This is a genomic window from Aliarcobacter vitoriensis (assembly GCF_048320235.1).
Classification (GTDB): Bacteria; Campylobacterota; Campylobacteria; order Campylobacterales; family Arcobacteraceae; genus Aliarcobacter; species Aliarcobacter vitoriensis.
Map to the genome: position 1 here is coordinate 2,183,365 of NZ_CP182882.1, position 21,527 is coordinate 2,204,891.

General features: G+C 26.9%; 21 protein-coding genes and 1 tRNA gene. 17 read left to right on the forward strand and 5 right to left on the reverse strand.

The annotated features are described in order from the left end of the window. Positions 1-17 precede the first annotated feature (17 nt). Both ychF and ACNSOS_RS10855 read left to right on the forward strand, forming a co-directional pair. Complete coding sequence (gene ychF, locus ACNSOS_RS10850) at positions 18-1,121, forward strand: redox-regulated ATPase YchF (RefSeq protein WP_418185303.1); 1,104 nt, start codon at positions 18-20, stop codon at positions 1,119-1,121. 23 nt (positions 1,122-1,144) lie between these two features. Continuing rightward, the gene (locus ACNSOS_RS10855) at positions 1,145-1,975 is read left to right on the forward strand and encodes an HDOD domain-containing protein (protein WP_418185304.1); all 831 of its coding nucleotides are present in this window, start codon (positions 1,145-1,147) and stop codon (positions 1,973-1,975) included. Here the strand turns inward: ACNSOS_RS10855 and recO are convergent. Beyond that, positions 1,970-2,584 carry a recombination protein RecO gene (gene recO, locus ACNSOS_RS10860; RefSeq protein WP_418185305.1) on the reverse strand — a complete coding sequence of 205 codons (615 nt, stop codon included), beginning with the start codon at positions 2,582-2,584 and terminating at the stop codon, positions 1,970-1,972. The genes ACNSOS_RS10855 and recO overlap by 6 nt on opposite strands. A gap of 3 nt (positions 2,585-2,587) precedes the next feature. Beyond that, positions 2,588-2,857, reverse strand: coding sequence for a hypothetical protein (locus ACNSOS_RS10865; protein ID WP_418185306.1), 270 nt, complete (start codon positions 2,855-2,857; stop codon positions 2,588-2,590). A gap of 101 nt (positions 2,858-2,958) precedes the next feature. Between ACNSOS_RS10865 and ACNSOS_RS10870 the strand changes: the two genes are divergently transcribed. The 4 genes from ACNSOS_RS10870 to ACNSOS_RS10885 all read left to right on the forward strand — a co-directional run bounded on the left by ACNSOS_RS10870 (position 2,959) and on the right by ACNSOS_RS10885 (position 5,706). Next, positions 2,959-3,273: a pyrimidine/purine nucleoside phosphorylase gene (locus ACNSOS_RS10870; protein ID WP_113893447.1), complete on the forward strand. Its 315-nt coding sequence runs from the start codon at positions 2,959-2,961 to the stop codon at positions 3,271-3,273. Between the two features lie 114 nt (positions 3,274-3,387). Beyond that, positions 3,388-4,230 (forward strand): thiamine-phosphate kinase, encoded by an 843-nt coding sequence (locus ACNSOS_RS10875; RefSeq protein WP_418185307.1) that lies wholly within the window; start codon positions 3,388-3,390, stop codon positions 4,228-4,230. Positions 4,231-4,239: 9 nt separating this feature from the next. Continuing rightward, positions 4,240-5,301, forward strand: a complete 1,062-nt coding sequence (gene truD, locus ACNSOS_RS10880; protein ID WP_418185308.1) for a tRNA pseudouridine(13) synthase TruD — start codon at positions 4,240-4,242, stop codon at positions 5,299-5,301. A 54-nt stretch (positions 5,302-5,355) separates the two neighbouring features. Next, positions 5,356-5,706: a hypothetical protein gene (locus ACNSOS_RS10885; protein ID WP_113893453.1), complete on the forward strand. Its 351-nt coding sequence runs from the start codon at positions 5,356-5,358 to the stop codon at positions 5,704-5,706. Positions 5,707-5,717: 11 nt separating this feature from the next. Here the strand turns inward: ACNSOS_RS10885 and ACNSOS_RS10890 are convergent, their stop codons facing one another. Next, entirely contained in the window at positions 5,718-7,904 is a 2,187-nt protein-coding gene (locus ACNSOS_RS10890; protein ID WP_113893456.1) for a methyl-accepting chemotaxis protein, read from the reverse strand. Positions 7,905-8,011: 107 nt separating this feature from the next. On the opposite strand from ACNSOS_RS10890, the gene ruvA reads away from it, so the two are divergent. The 8 genes from ruvA (at position 8,012) to ACNSOS_RS10930 (ending at position 15,468) form a co-directional block, all read left to right on the forward strand. Then, positions 8,012-8,569, forward strand: a complete 558-nt coding sequence (gene ruvA / locus ACNSOS_RS10895; RefSeq protein ID WP_418185309.1) for a Holliday junction branch migration protein RuvA — start codon at positions 8,012-8,014, stop codon at positions 8,567-8,569. Positions 8,570-8,587: 18 nt separating this feature from the next. Continuing rightward, positions 8,588-9,628, forward strand: a complete 1,041-nt coding sequence (locus ACNSOS_RS10900; RefSeq protein ID WP_418185310.1) for a D-alanine--D-alanine ligase — start codon at positions 8,588-8,590, stop codon at positions 9,626-9,628. 4 nt (positions 9,629-9,632) lie between these two features. Next, positions 9,633-10,352: an alpha/beta fold hydrolase gene (locus ACNSOS_RS10905; RefSeq protein WP_418185311.1), complete on the forward strand. Its 720-nt coding sequence runs from the start codon at positions 9,633-9,635 to the stop codon at positions 10,350-10,352. Then, positions 10,339-11,775, forward strand: coding sequence for a Mur ligase family protein (locus ACNSOS_RS10910; protein WP_418185312.1), 1,437 nt, complete (start codon positions 10,339-10,341; stop codon positions 11,773-11,775). The genes ACNSOS_RS10905 and ACNSOS_RS10910 overlap by 14 nt, the downstream gene beginning before the upstream one ends. Positions 11,776-11,784: 9 nt before the next feature. Continuing rightward, positions 11,785-12,273 (forward strand): HIT family protein, encoded by a 489-nt coding sequence (locus ACNSOS_RS10915; RefSeq protein WP_417896407.1) that lies wholly within the window; start codon positions 11,785-11,787, stop codon positions 12,271-12,273. A gap of 139 nt (positions 12,274-12,412) precedes the next feature. Further along, complete coding sequence (locus ACNSOS_RS10920; protein ID WP_418185313.1) at positions 12,413-12,616, forward strand: hypothetical protein; 204 nt, start codon at positions 12,413-12,415, stop codon at positions 12,614-12,616. A 236-nt stretch (positions 12,617-12,852) separates the two neighbouring features. Next, the gene (locus ACNSOS_RS10925; RefSeq protein WP_418185314.1) at positions 12,853-14,790 is read left to right on the forward strand and encodes a TonB-dependent receptor; all 1,938 of its coding nucleotides are present in this window, start codon (positions 12,853-12,855) and stop codon (positions 14,788-14,790) included. A gap of 126 nt (positions 14,791-14,916) precedes the next feature. After that, positions 14,917-15,468, forward strand: a complete 552-nt coding sequence (locus tag ACNSOS_RS10930) for a hypothetical protein (RefSeq protein ID WP_418185315.1) — start codon at positions 14,917-14,919, stop codon at positions 15,466-15,468. A gap of 76 nt (positions 15,469-15,544) precedes the next feature. Here ACNSOS_RS10930 and selB read toward each other — a convergent pair whose 3' ends face one another. Further along, positions 15,545-17,374, reverse strand: a complete 1,830-nt coding sequence (gene selB / locus ACNSOS_RS10935; protein ID WP_418185316.1) for a selenocysteine-specific translation elongation factor — start codon at positions 17,372-17,374, stop codon at positions 15,545-15,547. Next, positions 17,367-18,716, reverse strand: coding sequence for an L-seryl-tRNA(Sec) selenium transferase (gene selA / locus ACNSOS_RS10940; RefSeq protein ID WP_418185317.1), 1,350 nt, complete (start codon positions 18,714-18,716; stop codon positions 17,367-17,369). Before selA ends, selB begins: the two co-directional genes overlap by 8 nt. Before the next feature lie 57 nt (positions 18,717-18,773). On the opposite strand from selA, the gene ACNSOS_RS10945 reads away from it, so the two are divergent. From ACNSOS_RS10945 to ACNSOS_RS10955, 3 genes are all read left to right on the forward strand, one after another. Then, positions 18,774-18,872, forward strand: a tRNA-Sec gene (locus ACNSOS_RS10945). Between the two features lie 222 nt (positions 18,873-19,094). Continuing rightward, entirely contained in the window at positions 19,095-19,301 is a 207-nt protein-coding gene (locus ACNSOS_RS10950) for a hypothetical protein (RefSeq protein WP_418185318.1), read from the forward strand. 184 nt (positions 19,302-19,485) lie between these two features. Next, positions 19,486-21,489 (forward strand): TonB-dependent siderophore receptor, encoded by a 2,004-nt coding sequence (locus ACNSOS_RS10955; protein ID WP_418185319.1) that lies wholly within the window; start codon positions 19,486-19,488, stop codon positions 21,487-21,489. Positions 21,490-21,527 lie beyond the last annotated feature (38 nt).

Sequence of the window (21,527 nt, forward strand, 5' to 3'; positions counted from 1 at the left end):
TTAATAAAAGGTGAGATATGGGATTAGGAGTAGGTATAGTAGGACTTCCAAATGTAGGTAAATCAACAACTTTCAATGCTTTAACAAAAGCACAAAATGCAGAAGCACAGAATTATCCATTTTGTACGATAGAACCAAATAAAGCGGTAGTTCCTGTTCCAGATAAAAGATTAGATGAATTAGCAAAAATTGTAAATCCAGATAAAATTCAGCATTCAACTATTGATTTTGTGGATATAGCAGGATTAGTAAGAGGTGCAAGTAAAGGTGAAGGATTAGGAAATCAATTTCTATCAAATATTAGAGAAGTTGAAGTGCTTTTACACATGGTAAGATGTTTTGATGATGGAAATATAACTCACGTTGAAGGAGATGTAAATCCTTTAAGAGATATTGAAATTATTGAAACAGAGCTAATTTATGCTGATATTACACAATTAGAGAAGAAAATAGAAAGACTAAAAAAACAAGCAAAAGGTAGTAAAGAAGCTGCTTCTCAACTTATAATTGCTGAAGAGTTGTATTCTCATATTGGAGAATTACAACCAGTAAAAACATTTGAAAAACTTGATAATGAAGCTTTCGTAATTTTAGATAAAGAACTTAGATTTTTATCAAATAAAGATGTTATTTATGGAGCAAATGTTGATGAAGATTCATTATCTAATGGTACAAATAAATATGTTGAAATGGTAAAAGAACATGCGAATAGTGTTAATGCTGATGTTATAGTACTTTGTGCAAAAATAGAAGAAGAGCTTGTAGGTCTTAGTGATGAAGAAGCTAGTGAATTTTTATCAGATTTAGGTGTACAAGAGTCAGGTTTGGAGCAAATAATTCAAAAGGCTTTTGATAAATTGGGACTTATGAGTTATTTTACTGCAGGTAAAGTAGAAGTAAGAGCTTGGACTATAAGAAAAAATACAAAAGCACCACAAGCAGCAGCTGTTATTCACAATGATTTTGAAAAAGGATTCATCAAAGCAGAAGTTATATCTTTTAGTGATTATGTTGCAAATGGTGGAGAAAGTAAGTGTAAAGAGTTGGGAAAACTTAGACTTGAAGGTAAAGATTATGTTGTTCAAGATGGTGATATAATGCATTTTAGATTTAATGTATAGAATATATTAAAGGAATCAAGATTGTGCAACTAGAAGCTATACTAAAGAGGGTGGAAGCTCTTCCACCTTTACCTAGAACTGTAACTGAAATTGAAGAATTTAGAAGAAAAAGTGATAAAGAAATACTTGATTTACTTAGTATTATAGAAAAAGATGCTTTGATAGTAACTAATCTTTTGAAAATATCAAATTCTGCTATGTTTGGATTTCGTTCAAAAGTAGAAACTCCATTAAGAGCAATTAGCCTTTTAGGAATAAATTTTACAGTATCTATTGCCATATCAACAAGTACTCAAAAGCTTCTAAAATCTAGTTTGGAACCTTATGGTGTAACAAATAATGATTTTATGAAATCATCAAATATTTCGTCAGTTTTAGCTAATCTTTGGCTTAATAAATTTGACCCATCTTTAAAAGAAGAGATAATTCTACCTGCACTATTACAAGATATAGGAAAATTTATTTTAGCAGATTTTATTAAAAGTGAAAATAAAGATACAGATTTTAAAAAAAGAATACAAGAACAAGATTATAGTTTAGAAGATATAGAAAGAGAGTTTTTAGGAGTTACAACATCTTACGTTACGGCTCAAGTATTTAAACATTGGAAACTTAGTACAAATTTAATTAACTCAATAGAATTTATAGATGATATAAGTAATGTACAAGAAAATTTTAAAAAAAGAGCTCAGATATTAGATGTAATCAAAACAGCATCAAATATCATAGAACCTTTAAGTCAAAAAAGTATAGAAAAGGCTATAAAAAAAGCAAAAATATATAATTTAGATACAAATAGTCTACAAGATGCTATAAATATATTGAAAACTAGAATAGATGAGGTTATATCATAATCCAAGTAGGATTATGTCCCATAACTTTTCTATATCTTCATCATTTAAATTAATTGATGATTTTGTAGAAAAAAGTTCTTTAATTTTATCTAAATTAAAACTTTTTGCTTTTATACAACTTATATGTGCAGGAATAAATCCTCTTATCAAAGAAAGTTCATTTTCTATTGCTACTTCACAAATTAAACATTCAAAATCAAAATGTAGACGTCCTTCATATTCCAAAATATATATGTATGACTCAATTATTGCTCTTAAAACATTTTGTTTTTCTATTTTCTTAACTAAATTCTCAAGTACATAGAAATAGAATCCATCTAATTCTTCTAAATCTTTTAAATGTGCATAAAAAAGTTTCAGATACCTTTGCCAACAATACATTTTTTGAATGTTTAATATCCAAGGAAATCCTAATTGCATAACATCTTTAAGTCTTGAAATATTTGATTTAGTTCTTTCTAATTCAAAATCAATTTTGTATCCAATATTTATATTAGAATGTCTAGCTCCATAAAACCTATATGACGTTACAAGTTCATTTTCACAAAGAATTGTAACTATCAAATCATCATCTTTTACAGGTTTTATATCGATTATATATCCTTGCATTCATCAATCTTCTTCTATCAAACTATTCTCTTTCATAGTATTAATTTCTTCTATTAATTCTTCACACTCTTCATCAGATAATTCACCATTTTCTAGCTCTACAAGTAAAGATTCAAACTCTTTTTTCATCTCTTGCATATCTAATAATTCTGCTTTAATCTCATCATCATCTTTTTTTGAAGCTATAATTTCAAATAAATCATCAATATAATCTTCAATTTCAACTAAAACATCATCTTTTATTAATGTTTCTAATTCTTTTTGAATACTCATTTTACACCCTTTTGTTAAATTTTTTTTGATTATAACAAAAGAATACTACTTTTTTAATATTTTATTGATATAATTATTAGTAATTCAATTAAGGAGAGTAAATGGCAGATTTTAAAGGCGTTTCAATAGCTAAAGCTGCAAATATTTTATATGGTGGGAATATCACTAGTAGATCGATTACATTTGAAGATGGTTCTAAAAAAACTCTAGGAATAATGCTTGATGGTGAATATGAATTAAATACTGTAAATAAATCAATTATTGATATACAAAGAGGAAATTTAGAACTACTTTTACCTGCACAAGAGTGGCAAGTATTTGAAGGACCTGCATCTTTTGAAATTCCTGCAAACTCTAAATATAAACTAAAAGTAAATAGTTTAGTTGATTATTGTTGCTCTTTTGTTAAAGCTTAATATTTTTCTTACTAACAATGCGAAAAGTCGCATTGTAGAGTAGGCTTTTAAATTTTTATACTTCAATATTTTAAAAATCTCAAATTTTTTGTTTAGCTTTGATATAATCTTTTTATGAATAAAGAAGATTATTTTATAAAACATATTTCAAATAGTAAATATATTGGTGATGATGGAGCTTTTATAGATGGATTTGTTTACTCTATGGATGCTTTTTTTGAAAATGTACATTTTAAAAAAGAGTGGATAGACAAAGGTTTTATAAGCCTAAAACAAATTGCTTATAAATCGATGATTGTAAATATTTCAGATGCAATAGCAATGAATGCAAGACCAAAATATGCTCTTATAAGCATTGCAATTCCAAATAGTTTCAAAGAAGATGATTTAAAAGAGTTAGCAAATGGATTCAAAAAAGCTGCAAAAGATTTTAATATTGAAATTATTGGAGGAGATACTATTGAGAATTCTAAACTTGATATTTCTATTACAATTATTTCAAAAACAAACAATCCAATATATAGAAGTGGTGTACAATTAGGTGATTATATTTTGTATACTGGAAAGCTTGGTAATTCTAAAAAAGATTTAGAAAGCTTGTTGAATGGTAAAAAAATTAAAAAAGATTCAAAGTTTATAAAACCTATTTTGAGAGCAGATTTTTTTTATGAAGCTTCAAAATATATAAATGCTTCTATGGATATTTCAGATGGACTTTTCTTAGATTTAGAAAAGTTTTCTATTGCTTCAAATGTTGGATTTGAAATATTTAAAAAAATAAAAGAAGATGTAGGTGCTTCAGGAGAAGAATATGAGATACTATTTTGTGTTTCTCAAAAAAATTTAAAAAAAATAGAAGATATTGCAAAAAAACATAAAACAAAGATAAATATTTTTGCAAGAGCAATAAAAGGAAGCTACAGAAGTAGTTTTTCAAATCACCATTTTAAAGAATAAGGAAAAAATTTGCAATTACAGAGATATTTAAATCATTCAAAAATAGATGTTGTATTTAAACAAAATAAAGATGATTTTGTTGTTACAGAAGTACCACTTTACGAATTTAGTGGAAGTGGAGAACACTTGATAATAAAATTAAGAAAAAAAGATTTAGCAACTTGGGATGCAATAGAGATATTGGCTAGATTTTTAAATTGTAGTACAAGAGAGTTTGGATATGCAGGATTGAAAGATAAAAATGCTATGACAATACAGTATATTTCAGTACATAGAAAATTTGAAGAAGCTTTAAAAGACTTTTCAGAGGAAAATATCAAAATACTTGAAACAACATATCATAACAATAAGATAAAAATAGGGCATTTAAAAGGAAATAGTTTTTTTATAAGACTTAAAAGAGTAGGGCTTGTAGAGAAAAGAAAAATTGAAGAAGCTTTGAGTCAAATTGTAAATTTTGGAATGCCTAATTACTTTGGATTTCAAAGATTTGGGATCAATGGGGATAATTATTTAAAAGGAAAAGATATAGTTGAAGGAAAATTGAAAGAGAGAAATAGAAACCTAAAGCAGATGTATATAAATGCTTATCAAAGTTATCTGTTTAATTCTTGGCTTTCAAAAAGAATAGAAATTTCAAAATTAATAGATACATTTGAACCAAAAGAGATTTATGAAAAGCTAAATTTTACTCTTGAAGATGTAAAAAGAGCTAAAACTCAAAAACATCCTTTTAAACTTTTAAATGGAGATTTATTATCTCACTATCCATTTGGAAAAATATTTACAATAGAGAATGTTGAAGAAGAGGGTGAAAAATTTTTACTTCGTGATAGAGTTCCAACAGGACTTCTTAGTGGTAAAAGAGTAAAAATATCTGAAAATTTAGCTTTTGAAATAGAAAAAGAGTTCCAAGTTGAAATACCAGAAGATGGAGCTAGAAGATTTGCTTGGATTTTTCCTGAACATTGCGAAAGTAACTATAAAGAGGATAAAAATTGGATGGAATTACAGTTTTATCTTCCAAAAGGCTCTTATGCAACAGAATTAATTGCAGAGATTATACACTAACTAATTAAGATATATTTAGTTAATATGAATTTATATTTATAACAAGGGAAAATAATGAAATATGAAGAGCTTATTACAGAATTATGTGAAGTTATAAAAGAGACAGAGAATGATTCTATTTCAATTTTTAATAATATAGAGGATATTTCTAAAATAGTTGATGATTTGGACATGCCAATTCATAAAAGAGAAAAAATAGAAGAATTTGTATCTAATATTTTTGGACTTTTACAAAGACAAGATTTACATAGACAAACATTAGAAAAAGTTGTAAATTTTGTATGTGATAACAACAATATTGACAAATCACAGTATAATTTTGCTTGTAGTGGAAAAACTATATATGCTAAAGAAGATAGTTTAAATGCTGATGAATTAGAGGAACTGATAAAAAGTATGCAGTAATAAAAAAGGATTTAACCTTTTTTATTACCAACTTTTATACTATCTAAACTATTAAAGATATCATTTGTACTTTTTTCAACTTTACTTGCTTTGCTATTTAATATTTCATTTTTTTCTCTATTTGAGTTTGAATATACTAGCTCTTGTAAACTTTTATTAAATATAGTATCTAAATGTTTAATATTTTCTATCGTGTCATTATCTTTTATTTTATTAGAATTTTGATTGTTATTCAACCAATCTTTTATAAAGCTATTATCATTTATAGTAAATGATTGATAATTACCAAGTTTTGAATAAATCTCATCTTTACTCTTTAAAAGATTTACTTTTAATAAAGCTGTATCAAATACTAAATCTACATCAGAAACTTTATTTAAACTATCTTCAATAAACGAAGCTCTTGAAGCTGCTGTTACAAGTGAACTAGACATTGACGCAATAGAAGTAGCCATATTAGATATTTCATCAGCTACTTGTGCATTTTTTTGTGTTGATGAATCTAAAGAGTTAATAGCATCATTTATTTGTAAAATACCAACTTCTTGCTCTTTAGAAGCATTTGCAACACCTTCAATTGTTACTAAAGTATTTGAAATATTGTTATTTAATTCCGAATAACCTTCTATCATATTGTTTGCAATATTTTTTCCTTCATTAGCTTTTAAAGTTGCTTTTTCTACTATATTTTTTATCTCTCTAGCTGCTTCTGCACTTCTTGATGCAAGGTTTCTTACTTCTTGTGCAACAACAGCGAATCCTTTTCCTGCTTCACCTGCTGTTGCTGCTTCTACTGCGGCATTTAAAGATAAAATATTTGTTTGGAAAGCAATTTGATCAATAACCTCGATAGCTTCATTTATAGAACTAACTTGAACATTTATATCATCCATAGATTTCGCAGTCTCTTGAGCCAAATCTTGCCCTTTTTTAGCCGAATCACTCAAATCTTGAGCCAATTTAGACATTTGAATAGTTGATTTAGTATTCGCTTGAATAGTAGCTGTTATCTCTTCAAGTGCAGAAGCAGTTTCTTCTAAAGATGCAGCTTGTTCATTTGAAGAACTAGCTAATTTACCAGAAGCATCTGAAAGTGTTTGAGTACTATTTTTTAAAGCATTACCAGTATTCATAACTATTGCTAAAAGTTCTGAAGTATTATTTCCTACAAGTTTTATTCCATTTGCTAAAGAACCTAAATTTCCAAATATATTATCATCTTTTAAAATATAGTCATATTTTGATTCAGCATAGTGTCTTAAAGTATCATTTATCTTATCTAGTGTTTCTTTAGTTTTTTCTATCATAATGTTAAGTTTATTTTTTAAATCTTCAACATGGTGATTTGAAGCTGTATTGCGAACTTTATAAATAAAAAATCCATTTGCAGTTTTTTCTATTACATCATTTGCTTCATCTATTACTATTTCATCTTGTTTTAATCCTTCTCTAACTTTATCCATATAAGAATTAAATAAATCAGCAACTTCCCCTATCTCATCATTTGATTTTACACTTAAAGTAATATTTGCATCATTTGAATGTAGTAAGTTTTCAAACCCATCTTTTAAATTTGATATAGGGCTTGTAGCTTTTCTAACAATGATAAAAATTAATCCAATAGTAATTAAACCTAAAATAATTGAAGCTAATGAAATTTCTTTTAGTAAACCAGCTATTCTATTATCTGTCTCTTCTAAAGAAAATGTTAAGTCCATAACTCCAATAACATCTCCAACTTCTTGATTTGCATGACACATCATACATTCAGCTGTTGCAATCATTGGTTTTATCATTCTGATTGTATGACCATTTTCATCATTTTTTTGTATTATTTGGTTCTCTTTAGAATTAAAACTATCTAAAATTTCTTTATTATTAGTAAATGGAATATCTGAAGGATATAGTTCTAACAAAGCTTTACTTTTAGCAACTGTAAGATTGCTTACGCCTTTTATTTGTCTAGCTTCTTCTTCTGCTTGTGCGATTAAAGCTGGATCACCTGTATTCATAGTATTTCTTAAGGTTTGGAATATGGATGCATTTAACATTTCTAAACTATCTTTAGCATTTGCTATAGAATCTTTTGTAACTTTTGTTGTTGTTGAATATACAATTATTGAACTACTAACAGACATCAATAAAAATAGTGCAAATATTATTTTATTGCTAATTCTTTTTGTGATAAAGTTAAACATATCCTACCCTTATTTTTTAAGTGGATTTATTATATAATGAACTTTATTTAAAATGTATTAAGAAAACAAAATAAATTTAATAAATTATTTTTTAGGAATATAGTAACGTGATTGTAGGATTAATAGGAAAAATAGTAAAAAAAGAACCAACACAACTTCAGGTTAATGTAAATGGAGTTATTTATGAAGTTTTTGTATCTCTAAATTGTAGTTCAAAAATTATTTCAGATGATGTACAACTTGAAATTACTCATATCATAAGAGAAGATGCACAAAATTTATATGGATTTTTGGATATAAACGAAAAAAAGCTTTTTGATACAGTTATCAAAATAAATGGAGTTGGACCAAAAGTGGCACTTGCTATTTGTTCAACTTTTACTCCTACTTCTTTTGCCCAGATTGTAAGTAATAATGATGTAAATATGTTAAAACGAGTTCCAGGAATTGGACCAAAAGGTGCAAGTAGAATTTTGGTTGAGTTAAGTGGATTTATAGTTGACAATAGCTTAGATGATGAATTCTCAAATACAAATTTAGAAGCATCTTTAGCTTTAGAATCATTAGGATTTAAAAAAGATTTAGTATCTAATGTACTTAAAACTTGTAGTTCTACAACTACTAGTGAACTTGTACGAGAAGCATTGAAAAAATTACAAAAATAGATTATAAAAGGGAAATTAATGAAAATAGCAATAGTTTTTGGTGGTGTTAGCTTTGAACATGAAATTTCAATAGTTAGCTCTATTGCGATGAAAGATGTTTTAAAAAATGAATTAGCATATATTTTTATAGATAAAGATAGAGATTTATATGAAATTCCGTCTTCAAAAATAAATTCAAAACTTTTTAGTAGCGGTGAATATAAAAAATTTGATAAAGTTTTTTTAAAAAAAGGTGGATTTTATAAGATTTCTGGTTTATTTAAAAAAGAGCAAAATATAGATTTTGATATTGTTTTAAATCTTTCTCATGGTGGAGATGGAGAAGATGGGATACTATCTTCTGTTTTAGATTTTTACAATATTCCTTTTATTGCTCCAAGAACTGAAGCTTGTGTTGTTAGTTCAAATAAATTTATTACAAAAGGTTATGCTACAAGTGTTCAAGTAAATACACTTGATTATAAATATTTTACAAAAAATGACCCTGTAAAAGTTGATATGTTCCCAGTTATTCTAAAACCTGTAAAGTTGGGAAGTTCTATTGGAGTATCTATTGTAAAAAATCAAGATGAACTGCAATATGCTTTAGATGTAGCTTTTGAATTTGATGATGCAATTATTATCGAACCATTTGTAAGTGGAGTAAAAGAGTACAATTTAGCTGGTACAAAAATAAATGGAGAGTTTGTTTTTTCAATTATAGAAGAACCACAAAAAGCTGAATTTTTAGATTTTGATAAAAAATATCTGGATTTTTCAAGAACTTCAAAAGCAAAAGAAGTTGATTTGGGTGAAAAGTTAAATAATGAAATAAAAGAGAGTTTTAAAAGACTTTACAATACTTTATTTGAAGGTTCAATCATAAGATGTGATTTCTTTGTAATAGATGATAAGGTTTATTTAAATGAGATTAATTCAATTCCTGGATCGATGGCAAATTATCTATTTGAAGATTTTAATACAATCTTCAATAATTTAGTAAAAAATTTACCAGCAAAAAAACATATTCCTATAACGTATGAATATGTAAACAAAATCCAAGCAACTAAAGGAAAATAGTCTTTTGGCACTAAAAAGCTTTACTTTAGATAATAGAAATTTTGAAATATCTTATGATATTGTAAATGCAAATGCAAAAAAAGATATAGTATTTTTACATGGTTGGGGTTCAAATAAAGAAGTTATGAAAAGTGCTTTTTCAAGTTATCTAAAAGATTTTAGGCATATATATCTTGATATGTCAGGTTTTGGAAAAAGCCAAAACAAATATGTTTTAACAACTCAAGATTATGCAAAAATTTGTGAAGAGTTTTTAACACTTATTGATAGTTCAAAAGATATTATCGCTGGTCACTCTTTTGGTGGGAAAGTGGCAACTTTACTAAATCCAAAAAATTTAGTTTTGCTTAGTAGTGCAGGTATTTTAGAAAAAAAACCTTTAATTGTAAAATTAAAAATATTTTTTGCAAAACTTTTAAATATTTTTGGTTTAAAAAACTTTACAAAAGTTTTTAGAAGCAAAGATGTGGATAAAATGAGTGAAAATATGTATGCAACTTTTAAGAATGTTGTAAATGAAGATTTTTCAGTATATTTTTCAAATTTTCAAAATAATGCTTTAATTTTTTGGGGAGAAAAAGATACTGCAACTTCTTTAGAATCTGGCAAAAAAATAGCAAGTTTGATAAAAAATTCAAAATTTACTTCATATAGTGGTGACCACTATTTCTTTTTAAAGAATTCAAAAAATATATCTGAAAGAATAGAAAATGGAATATCTTAGTATTGTTACAAAAATAGTTTTAGTTATGAGTTTGGGTTGGTATTTGATTACCAATTTGCAGTGGTACAATTATAAGTTAGGTAGAGTTATATTTAAACACCACAAATGGCAGTGGCACATAACATTTTTCCTATCACCAATAGTTTTATTTTATCTTATTCCAAGTCCATATTTTGAGATATATTTCTTTGTTATATATTTAGTAAGTTTTATTTTATGGAATAAAAAACTAGATAGGCAATTGGTTTTAACTTCAAGGGTAAAAAGATTTTTAGCTATTTTGCTTTTGATTGTTTTCATACAAATATCTGTTTGTTTGGATGATAGTTTTTGTACAGATGTATCTTTGTTTTTTACTCTTCTTGTAGCTTTAATTTTGTCAAATAGTTTAGAAAAACTATTTTTTTTAATATATAAAAATAGAGCAAAAAACAAATTAGCTTTAAATCAAAATTTAAAAATAGTTGCCATTACAGCTTCTTACGGTAAGACATCAATAAAAAACTTTTTATACCATGTCTTGAAAAATAGATTTAAAACATATAAAACACCAAGAAGTGTAAATACTATTGCAGGGCTTGTCCTTGATGTAAATAAAGATTTACCAAGTGATACGCAAATATATATAGCAGAAGCAGGTGCAAGAGTAAAAGGTGATATAAAAACAATAGCAAATTTTTTAGAACCACAAATCGCTATCATAGGAAGTGTGGGAGAACAACATATTGAGTATTTTAAAAGTTTAGAAAATATAAAAAATACAAAAAAAGAGCTTTTATTGTCTTCTAAACTTCAAAAAGCATTTGTTCATAATAGTGCAAGTGCAACTTTAAATGAAAAAATAGAAGAGTTCCCAAATAATCTACATATAGTAAAAAGTGATTTGTCTGGACTTTGGTTTGATATGGAACTAAATGGACAAATTGAGCATTTTTATGCTCCTATTTTAGGAAGCTTTAATGCTATAAATCTAGCAGCAGTTGTTTTAACAGCAAACTATTTAGGAATGAGTGTTTTAGAGATAAATGAAGCATTTACAACTTTACCACAAGTTGAACACCGACTTCAAAAAATAGAAGCAAATGGAAAAATCATAATCGATGACTCTTTTAATGGAAATTTAGAAGGTATGCTAGAAGCTGTAAATATATGTTCAAGTTATATAGGAAGAAAAGTTATCATAACTCCAGGGCTTGTAGAATCAACTGATAGTGCAAATATACTTTTAGCAAAACAAATAGATAAAGTTTTTGATTTTGTCATAATAACTGGAAGTTTAAATGCAAATATTTTAAAAGCAAATATAGATGAAGAGAAAGTATTTGTACTAAAAGATAAAACTATGCTTGAAACAACTTTGGCAAGAACTACAAGAAATGGTGATTTAATCCTTTTTGCAAATGATGCACCAAATTTTATCTAAGGCTTTAATATGGAACATTTATATGCGCCTTGGCGATATAATTATGTAGTAGAAGAAAAAATTGAAGGTTGTGTTTTTTGTCATATTAGTAATAATTTAGATGATAAAAAGCTTCAAGTTCTATTTTCAGATGACCATTGTTATGTTGTGATGAATAAATTTCCATATAGCCCTGGACATCTTATGGTTATTCCACATTTTCATACTTGCAATGTTGAAGATTTAGATGAAACTACTTGGCTAAAAATGAGTATTAGAGCAAGACAAGCAGTTAAACTTCTAAAAGAGATTATGCCTTGTGAAGGTCTAAATATTGGTATGAATTTGGGCAAGGCTGCTGGTGCAGGTATAGAACAACATGTACATTATCATGTCTTACCAAGATGGATAGGAGATACAAATTTTATATCGACTATTGGAGAAACTAGAGTATATCCTGCAAATTTTGATGAAATATTTGAGAAGCTAAAAATAAATTCAATAAAATATTTTATTTAATTTTATCCATTCTTGTTACCATAAGTAACTCCAACTAACAAATTTGAAAATTCTTTTGCAAAAATTGTCCATTTTTTTCATTTAAATCGTCTTACTATATAGAGAAACAAATTCTCAAAATTAATACAAAGGATTTAAGATGAAAAACAAAGTTTTCATGTCAGTTGTAACATCATTGATGTTAGGAAGTTCTTTTGCAAATGCAAAAGAGATAAGTTTGCAAGAAGCAGTAGAGAATATAGTAAAGAAATATAATGTAACATATATTTCAAAAGCTAATAACCTTAAAGATAAAAGTATAAACTCAGAAAAAGTGAGTTTCGGGGGGGGGTTACGGTATTAGATAGTTTAAATAGTATATTAAATCCAAATGATTTAAAAGCTATTCAAGAAGATGGTGTAATATATATAATAGAAAAAACAAAATATCAAAATTTTGGTAATACTACTGTTTTAGATGAAATTTCTGTTTCTGGAACAAATTATAAAAATGGTTCTGCTGATTCAGGCTACCTAGTAGAAGAAACAAAGGGAGTAGGTATTTGGAATGATAGAAAACTACAAGATACTCCATACTCAATGAGTATAATCTCAAAAGATTTAATCGAAAATGTACAAGCTAAAGATATGCAACAAATATTTAAAATGAATTCTACAACGCAAGAAGGAACTAAAGATTCATATGGTAATGGGAATAGTTCCTCTACTACTATAAGAGGATTTTCTTCAGGTAATCCAATAGTAAATGGAATTTCTTATGCTGGAGGGCAAATATCTATACCAATGATGCAAGATATAGAAAGAGTTGAAATCATAAGTGGAGCAACTGGATTTTTATATGGTGGTGGAAGAGTTGGTGGAGCTGTAAATTATATAACTAAAAAACCAACGACTGAAGATTTAAAAAATATTACTATGGGAAGTTATGGGAATGAATCATACTATACTCACTTAGATTTAGGTGGACAGTTTGATGAAGATAATACTTTTGGATATAGAATAAATGGATTTTATCAAGATGGAGAACTACCAAATGAATCTAAAAAAGAACAAAAAGCAATAAGTTTAGTATTTGATTGGAAACCAACTGACAACTTTTATACAGATATAAAATATTCATATACAGATAGTCTGACAAAAGGGGGAAGTCCTGATTTTAGTATATTTGGACCAGATAAATTAGATCGAAATAGTATAAAAAAGAATAAAGGTTATACTCCTAAGTGGACAGGACATGAGTTTAAATCAGATAAATTTGAAAACAGTTTAAAATATAATATCAATGATATTTTTAGCCTGAGAACAAATATTTTTTATGAGGAAATAAAAGGGAGAGGAGATTTTTCTCAGTTACTGGTAAGTAATGGTATTATACTTGGAAATTATAAGTCATATTTGGCAAGATACGCTTGGAAAGAATCAAAAAATTATGGAGCAAATATCTATTTTGATTCAAATTTTGATACTGGAAGTATCAGTCATACTCTAACAATAGGATACTCTTCAAGTTCAAATAAAGTATTTCAATCTTCAGATGATCAGACTTTTTATGATTTTATTGATGATCTAAATTTAAATGACTTCAAAAATTTAGTAGAACCTGATAGTTCTCTTTGGACAAATTCAATAGGAACACAGCCAAGAAAACTTAGCTCAAAAACTCAATATAAAAATATTTTAATAGGTGATGATATAGTTTTTAATGAAAAATGGAGTGCATTAGTAGGAGTAAACTATGCAACAGCTATAAATAAAAGCTATACTGCAAATACAAAATATGATGAGTCTGTATTAACTCCTACATTATCACTTATATATAAACCTTTTGAAAACTTAACTACTTATACAACTTATATAGAAAGTTTAGAAGCTGGAACAATAGTAGGAAGTTATTATGCAAATGAAAATGAAATCTTAGAACCATATATAAGTAAACAATACGAAATAGGTGCAAAATATAGTATGCTAGATGAAAAAGCACTTTTAACAGCTTCATTATTTAGAATAGAAAAAGCCAATTCTTATGAAGATAAAAGTACGGTAGCAAGTTTAGGTAAACCAACATTAACACAAGATGGAGAGCAAATACATCAAGGAATTGAACTTGGATTGACTGGAAAAGTTACGGATAATTTAACTTTAATGGGTGGTGTAACATTTATGGATTTAAGTATTGAAAAAGCATCAAATAAATCTTTACAAGGTAAAAAACCAACTGACTCTGCTATAAAAATGGCAAAACTTTTTGCTGAGTATCAAATTCCAACGATTGAAGGGCTATATTTATCAGCAGGAGCATATTATACTGGTAAAAGATATGCAGATCAACTAAATACTGATATTTTGCCTTCATATACTTTATATGATGCAGGTTTAAGATACAAAACAAAACTAGATAAATATCCAACTAGTTTTAATTTAAATGTACAAAACTTAGCAGACAAAGTTTATTGGGTAAATACTAGAAGATTAGGAGATCCAAGAACTGTTGCATTTTCTATGAAAATGGAGTTTTAAGATAAAGGAAGATTTTTCTTCCTTTTATCTTTTTTTAATAAAGAAATTTAAAAAATAATATTATTGAATTACTATTTAAGGTACTTTATATATAATAGTAATTACTAAAATATACAAGGAGTCAAGATGAAAAAGTTTTTGAAAATATCAATGGTATTTTTGTTACTATCAAATATATCTTTATTTGCAAATAGTGTATTGGGCGATCTTACTACTAGATTAGATAAATGTGTGAGTTTTGAAAAAGAAGTTAGAGAAAATAAAGCTTTAGATTATGATTTGTTTAAAAGATTAAACCAAGAAACAAAACGAAATGAGAATTATGTTTATCCAGTTCCTATTGATGAAAGAGAAATAGTTCGATTATATACATTTTCAACACAATATGAAGCTTATAGAAAATTAAAAGATTTAGTAGATAAATATACAGTTTTAGAAAAATATGAGAATATATTTCCTTTATCAGAAACTAAAGAACAAGTTATTAATCTTCAACCATCTATAAAAGATGAAAATAATGGGTTTAATTGTTATATCAAAAAAGGTAATAATACTTGGATAGCATCTTATCCTTATGGAGGAAAAGATAGAGAAGAAAAAAAGGTGATTACTATTATAGAAGATAATGCCTTTCATATTAAAATGTTTTTTTATAAAAAAAATACATTTGATGATTAAAATATTTTATTGAAGATTTAGTGTATAAAGTAAAAGGAAGAATTTCTTATTTTTCCTTTTTTATTGATTTCATATTTTAGGCAAAAACTCTTTTATTCTCAACTTTTTTAATATCACTAAAATTATCTAAATAGTCTAAATATGCAACCAAATATTTTCTACTTAAATCATACTTTTGTTTAAAGTTAAAAATCTCTATAAATCCATCTTCTTTTATGATTTCTCGCATAGATTTTAAGATTTTATTCAAACTTTGATTATGTATAAAAATATTGTGTTGAAGTCTTATAACTTCTTTTTTTGAAGTTAAAGATTTTAAAATATCATCACCCAATTTTCTATCAATATCCATTTCATCATAAATATTATATGGAGCTGTTGGACTTAAATCCTCTTTTTTTAATCTTTCACAAAATATATTTTCTAACTCTTTTGTAAAATCTTCTTTAATATTTGCATTTTTATATAAAGAGTTTTCTTTTAGTAAGAAATTTTCATCTACTAAATCTCTTAAAACATTTTCTATAAAACTCAAACTTGCCCAAGATAGTCTTAAATGTATTGAAGAGCTTGAAAGTAGGGCATAAGAGTTTTTTGTATATATATTTTTTATAAATCTTTTTATCTCTTCTTTTGTAGAGTTTGGATAAATCACAAGCTCTTTTTCATCTATAAAAACATCTTTCAAAGTTTTTGCAAAATTTATTGCTTCTTCATGAGAAAGTGCAAATCTTTGAGTTGAAGAGATGATTCCTAAACCTTTTTTATGGGCAATTAAAAGCTCTTTATAGGCATTTTGAAAATCTCTTTTTTCCAAAAATTCTAGTAAAACTTTCTTTTGTGGTTTTTTCATAGGGTCAATTATAGGGTTTAATACAACGGCTCCACAAATTGTTTCATTTGCATTTCTTAAAATGAGTTTTTCTCCAAAAATAGTAAATAGTTTTTCATCAGCTTTTATTGTTGCAAAACCATCTTCAAGGCTTGTTAAACTGTCAAAAAGTAAAACTTTCACTTCAGTTTTTTTTGCACCAATAAATAGAGTATATTTTTGATTGTGATTTAGCTTTTTATTTTTTAGACATTTAAAAGATATATCTATTTCATCAAATCCACGAATAAAGCCTTTCTTTGTTATCAAATCTCCTCTTTGAATAGAGTTTTTATCAATATTTGCTAGATTTAATGCAGCTCTATTTGATATATTTGCTTCAAGTACATTTTGGTTATGAACTTGAATATTTTTTATTTTTGTCTCTTTTTGAATTTGTGGGATAAAAACTTTTTCTTCTAGTTCACATTTTTTACCCAAAACTGTTCCCGTTACAACCGTTCCTATACCTTTTGGAGAAAAAACTCTATCTATATAAAATCTAAAGAAATTTTCTTCTTGCTTTATACTATTTTTTATTGTAAAAAGTTTTGTTTTAAGGCTTTCTATTGAATTTAAATCAAAAATAGATACTGCTTGTATAAATTTTACTTCAAAGTTAAACTCTTTTAAAAATGCTAAAATTTGACTCTCTTTTTGTTTTAACTCTTCATCATCTACTAAATCTTTTTTTGTGATAACTACGATAATTTCTTTTAATCCTAAAAGATTTATTATCTCAATATGTTCTATTGTTTGAGGTTTTATACCTTCATTTGCACTAACAACAAGCATAACATAGTCAAATCCAAAAGCTCCAGCAATCATATTTTTTACAAGTTTTTCATGACCAGGTACATCAATAAAAGCGATATTTTGTTGTCCGAAACTCAAATTTGAAAAAGATAAATCGATAGTTATTCCACGCTCTTTTTCTTCATTTGTAGTATCTCCTTCAAAACCATTTAAAGCATTTATAAGTGCTGTTTTACCGTGATCTATATGACCTGCTGTTCCTATTATTATATTAGACATTTTTAAACTCTTTTACTAAAATCTCTTCTATTTTTTCCACTTCATCTTCTTTTATTGTTCTAAAATCAAGTATAGTTTTATCATTTTCAATTCTTGATATGATTAGATTTTTTCTTAAAATTTCTTCCATTTTATTTGCTTTAAAATCTTTAAATTTTAAACTCAAAGCAAATGAGGGGATTTTTTTATTTGGAGTTGTCCCACCACCAACCATAGTTGAAGTTTCTATAACTTCACAATTTATAAAATCTTCTATTTTTGATTTTAAAGCTTTTGCTCTTTCTTCTAAAACTTCCAATTTTGTATTTAACATTTTTAGTGTTGGAATCGTGTCAAGTTCATTTTTCAAATATAGATTTAAACTCTCTTCTAAAAGAGCAAGAGTTATTTTATCAACTCTTAACATTCTTAAAAGTTGGTTTTTTTTCAATTTTTCTATTAGCTCTTTTTTACCTATGATTATTCCAGCTTGTACACTTCCTAGTAGTTTATCTCCTGAAAAGCTAAGCAAACTTGGATTTTGCTTCATAAGTTCTAAAATAGATGGTTCATCTTTGCTTAGGTTATAAGGTAAATCCATTATATGTCCACTTCCCATATCAAAATAATCTATTAAAGAGTTTTGTTTAGCTATTTTTGAAATATCTTCAAAACTTACATCACTAGAAAATCCTTCTATACTATAATTTGATTTATGAACTTTCATAAGCATTGCTGTATTGTCGTTTATAGCATTTTCATAATCTTTTAAATGAGTTTTATTTGTAGTTCCAATCTCTTTTAAAATAGCTCCACTTTGGCTCATAACTTCTGGTACTCTAAAACTTCCACCAATTTCTACAAGTTCTCCTCTACTTACAACAACTTCTTTATTTTTACAAAAAGTGTTTAGTATCAAAAAAACTGCACTTGCATTGTTATTTACAACTATTGCATCTTCACAATTTGTTAAGGTCTTTAGTGATTTTGTGATATGTTCGTATCTTTCTCCTCTTTTGCCTTTTTGTAAATCATACTCTAAATTGTTGTATGAAGTTGCTACTTTGATTGCATTTTTAAATATCTTTTCATCTAATAAACTTCTTCCTAAATTTGTATGAACTATGATACCAGTAGCATTTATAACTGTTTTTAGTGATGAACTATTAATATTTTTATACTCTTTTATAATACTATTTATAAGTATATCTTCATCAAAATCTTTTATATTGTTATTTAAAATATTTTCTCTTAATTTTTGTATTTTTTCTTTTGATATTTTTGTTATTAGAGCTTTTGATAGACCATCAAAAGCCTTGTTTGTGATAAATTTATCAATTTTTGGGATAGATTTTAATAACATAAATTTAACCTTTTAATTATCGTTTAAAGTTAAGTATTATACTATTTTAACCTTTATGGAGAGTATGTGTATCTGGTGAGCACCACAGGTTTCAACCCTGATTGACGGTTTTGATGACAACGCCGTGAGAGGTTCAATTCCTCTACTCTCTCGCCATAAAATTATTTTCATATCTTTTATTCAAATATTCTTTTTTAATTGTAAAATTTTTTAAATAATCAAAAAATAAAATTAACAAATACTATCAGTTTTGTTACTAAAAGTAACTCAAGCTAACAAATTTCAAAATTCTTTTGTAAAAGTTGTCCATTTTTTTCATTTAAATCGTCTTAGTATATAGAGAAACAAATTCTCAAAATTAATACAAAGGATTAGAAGATGAAAAGAAAGATTTTCATATCAGTATTAACATCATTGATGTTAAGTGGAACAATGTTAAATGCAAAAGATATAAGTTTGCAAGAAGCAGTAGAGAATATAGTAAAGAAATATAATGTAACATATATTTCAAAATCAAAAGATTTGAAGAATAAAATAGTTGATTCCGAAAAGTTAAGTTTCGGGGGGGGGTACGGTATTAAGTAATCTAAATAGTGTATTAGAAGAACATAATCTCGAAGCTATCGAAGAAGATAGCATAATCTATATAATAGAAAATCCCAAATCATCATATCAAAAAGTAGGTAAAACTTATATCTTAGATGAAATATCTGTAAAAGACAATAAAGAAAATAGCTACACAAGAACTCAAGACAATTCAGCAACTGGTATGAACTTATCACTTAAAGAAACACCCCAATCAGTTTCAGTTATAACTTCAAAAAGAATTGAAGACCAACAATTAAATAATATAAATGATGTTCTAAGAAATACAACTGGCGTTACAGTAAAATCAGAAGCAAGTGATACAGGTTATGCTCAAATTTATTCTCGTGGATATGAAATAAAAAATATTCAAATAGATGGAGCGATGAGTTCAAGTAATCATAGTTATGAGAAGGGTAATGAAAGCATAGATAGTGCAATTTATGATTCTATAAGCATTGTAAGAGGTGCAACTGGACTTTTAACGGGTGCTGGAGATCCTAGTGGAAGTATCAACTTGGTGCGAAAAAAACCAACAAAAGATTTTCAAGCAACACTAGAAGCACAAACAGGAAGATGGGATAAATATAGAGGAGTTGTAGATATCAGTGGAGGATTTAATGAAGATAGTTCAATTCGTGGAAGATTTATAGCACTACATAATGAAGGTGGATATTTTAATCCAATATTAGAAAGACAAAATAGTACTTTATATGGAGTGCTAGAAGCTGATTTAGGTGATTCAACTACAATATCAGCTGCTTGGGAAAGAGCAGAAGCAAAAAATAATGGTGTGGGAGGAGGAAGTGTACCTAGATTTTTTCGAGATACATCTTCGAATATAATTGGATTGTCAAATTTTGATAAATATACTTGGATAATATCAGATTGGACAAATATTGAAACTACTAAAGATACTTATACTTTAGCTTTCAATCATCATATTAATGACTTTTGGAAGATAGATGCGACTTATCATTACAAGGAATATGATCTTAAGAGAAAATCTGGTATTTGTATTTACTCTGATGGCACTAATTGTACTGCTACTAGTAATTACGATAATATAAAAGAAAAAGATAAAAATCATTCAATAGATATAAAACTAAATGGTAGTTTTGAACTATTTGGTCAAACTCATGATTTAGTAGCTGGATTTAATGGACAAAAAAGCAAAAGTCCTTATACATCTCTTAATAAATCAAATATATCTCTACAAGATATTAAAATGATTAATAATAAAGTTGTTTTTCCTGAACCAATTTGGGGTGATGTATTATATGATGATCTTATTGAACAATCTCAATATGGTGCTTTTATATCAACTAAACTTAATTTTACAGATGATTTATCAGCAATTTTAGGCGGTCGTTATAGTGAGTGGAAGACTAAAACTATTTGGGATGGTGTTACTATTGCAGATGATAGAAAATTTTATAATTTCTTACCATACTTAGCTTTAACTTATGATATTACAGACAATCTTACAACTTATGCTAGTTATACAGAGATTTTTAACCCACAAAATGCAAAAGATAGAAGTGATAAATTTCTTGATCCAGAAACTGGATTTAACTATGAAGTTGGTTTAAAAGGTGAGTGGTTTGATGGAAAACTAAATAGTAGTATTGCACTATTTCAATCAGGAAAAGATAATCTTGCCGTAACAGATGAAGATGAAAATGGAATTTGTTATAGACTCCCAAATGGTGGTTGTGCTTCTAAAGCAGAAGATGATACAAAAAACAGAGGTTGGGAGTTTGAAGTTGCAGGAGAAATAACTCCAAATTGGCAAGTTCAAGCTAGTTTCTCTTCATCAATTCTTAAAGATAAAAATGGAAAAAGATTAAATAGTACAACTATACCAGCAAGAACTGCAAATCTATTTACAACTTATAAAGCTACACCACAATTAACTTTAGGTGGTGGAGTAAGATGGCAAAGTGAAACTTGGGATAATGGGGCAAAAAATAATTATATTAGGGCAGGTCATCCTGAAATGGTGGGAGAAGCTACACAAAATGATTATTATGTAGTAGATTTGATGGCAAACTATGAATTCAATAAAAACTTAAGTTTATTAGTAAATATTAAAAATGCTTTAGATAAAGAGTATAAAACTAATTTTATAACATATCATTATGGAGAAGAGAGAAATTGGATGGCTACTTTAAAATATAGGTTTTAAGATATTTAATATAAAAATATAAAGAGAGTTTTCTCTCT

Coding starts and splice junctions, on each gene's coding strand:
- ACNSOS_RS10950 (WP_418185318.1), top strand. CDS start 19,095: ATGAAAAGAAAGATTTTCATATCAGTATTAACATCATTGATGTTAAGT.
- ACNSOS_RS10900 (WP_418185310.1), top strand. CDS start 8,588: ATGAAAATAGCAATAGTTTTTGGTGGTGTTAGCTTTGAACATGAAATT.
- ACNSOS_RS10870 (WP_113893447.1), top strand. CDS start 2,959: ATGGCAGATTTTAAAGGCGTTTCAATAGCTAAAGCTGCAAATATTTTA.
- ACNSOS_RS10915 (WP_417896407.1), top strand. CDS start 11,785: ATGGAACATTTATATGCGCCTTGGCGATATAATTATGTAGTAGAAGAA.
- ACNSOS_RS10920 (WP_418185313.1), top strand. CDS start 12,413: ATGAAAAACAAAGTTTTCATGTCAGTTGTAACATCATTGATGTTAGGA.
- ACNSOS_RS10930 (WP_418185315.1), top strand. CDS start 14,917: ATGAAAAAGTTTTTGAAAATATCAATGGTATTTTTGTTACTATCAAAT.
- ACNSOS_RS10875 (WP_418185307.1), top strand. CDS start 3,388: ATGAATAAAGAAGATTATTTTATAAAACATATTTCAAATAGTAAATAT.
- selA (WP_418185317.1), bottom strand. CDS start 18,716: ATGTTATTAAAATCTATCCCAAAAATTGATAAATTTATCACAAACAAG.
- ACNSOS_RS10865 (WP_418185306.1), bottom strand. CDS start 2,857: ATGAGTATTCAAAAAGAATTAGAAACATTAATAAAAGATGATGTTTTA.
- selB (WP_418185316.1), bottom strand. CDS start 17,374: ATGTCTAATATAATAATAGGAACAGCAGGTCATATAGATCACGGTAAA.
- recO (WP_418185305.1), bottom strand. CDS start 2,584: ATGCAAGGATATATAATCGATATAAAACCTGTAAAAGATGATGATTTG.
- ychF (WP_418185303.1), top strand. CDS start 18: ATGGGATTAGGAGTAGGTATAGTAGGACTTCCAAATGTAGGTAAATCA.
- ACNSOS_RS10925 (WP_418185314.1), top strand. CDS start 12,853: ATGAGTATAATCTCAAAAGATTTAATCGAAAATGTACAAGCTAAAGAT.
- ACNSOS_RS10890 (WP_113893456.1), bottom strand. CDS start 7,904: ATGTTTAACTTTATCACAAAAAGAATTAGCAATAAAATAATATTTGCA.
- ACNSOS_RS10955 (WP_418185319.1), top strand. CDS start 19,486: ATGAACTTATCACTTAAAGAAACACCCCAATCAGTTTCAGTTATAACT.
- ACNSOS_RS10910 (WP_418185312.1), top strand. CDS start 10,339: ATGGAATATCTTAGTATTGTTACAAAAATAGTTTTAGTTATGAGTTTG.
- ACNSOS_RS10885 (WP_113893453.1), top strand. CDS start 5,356: ATGAAATATGAAGAGCTTATTACAGAATTATGTGAAGTTATAAAAGAG.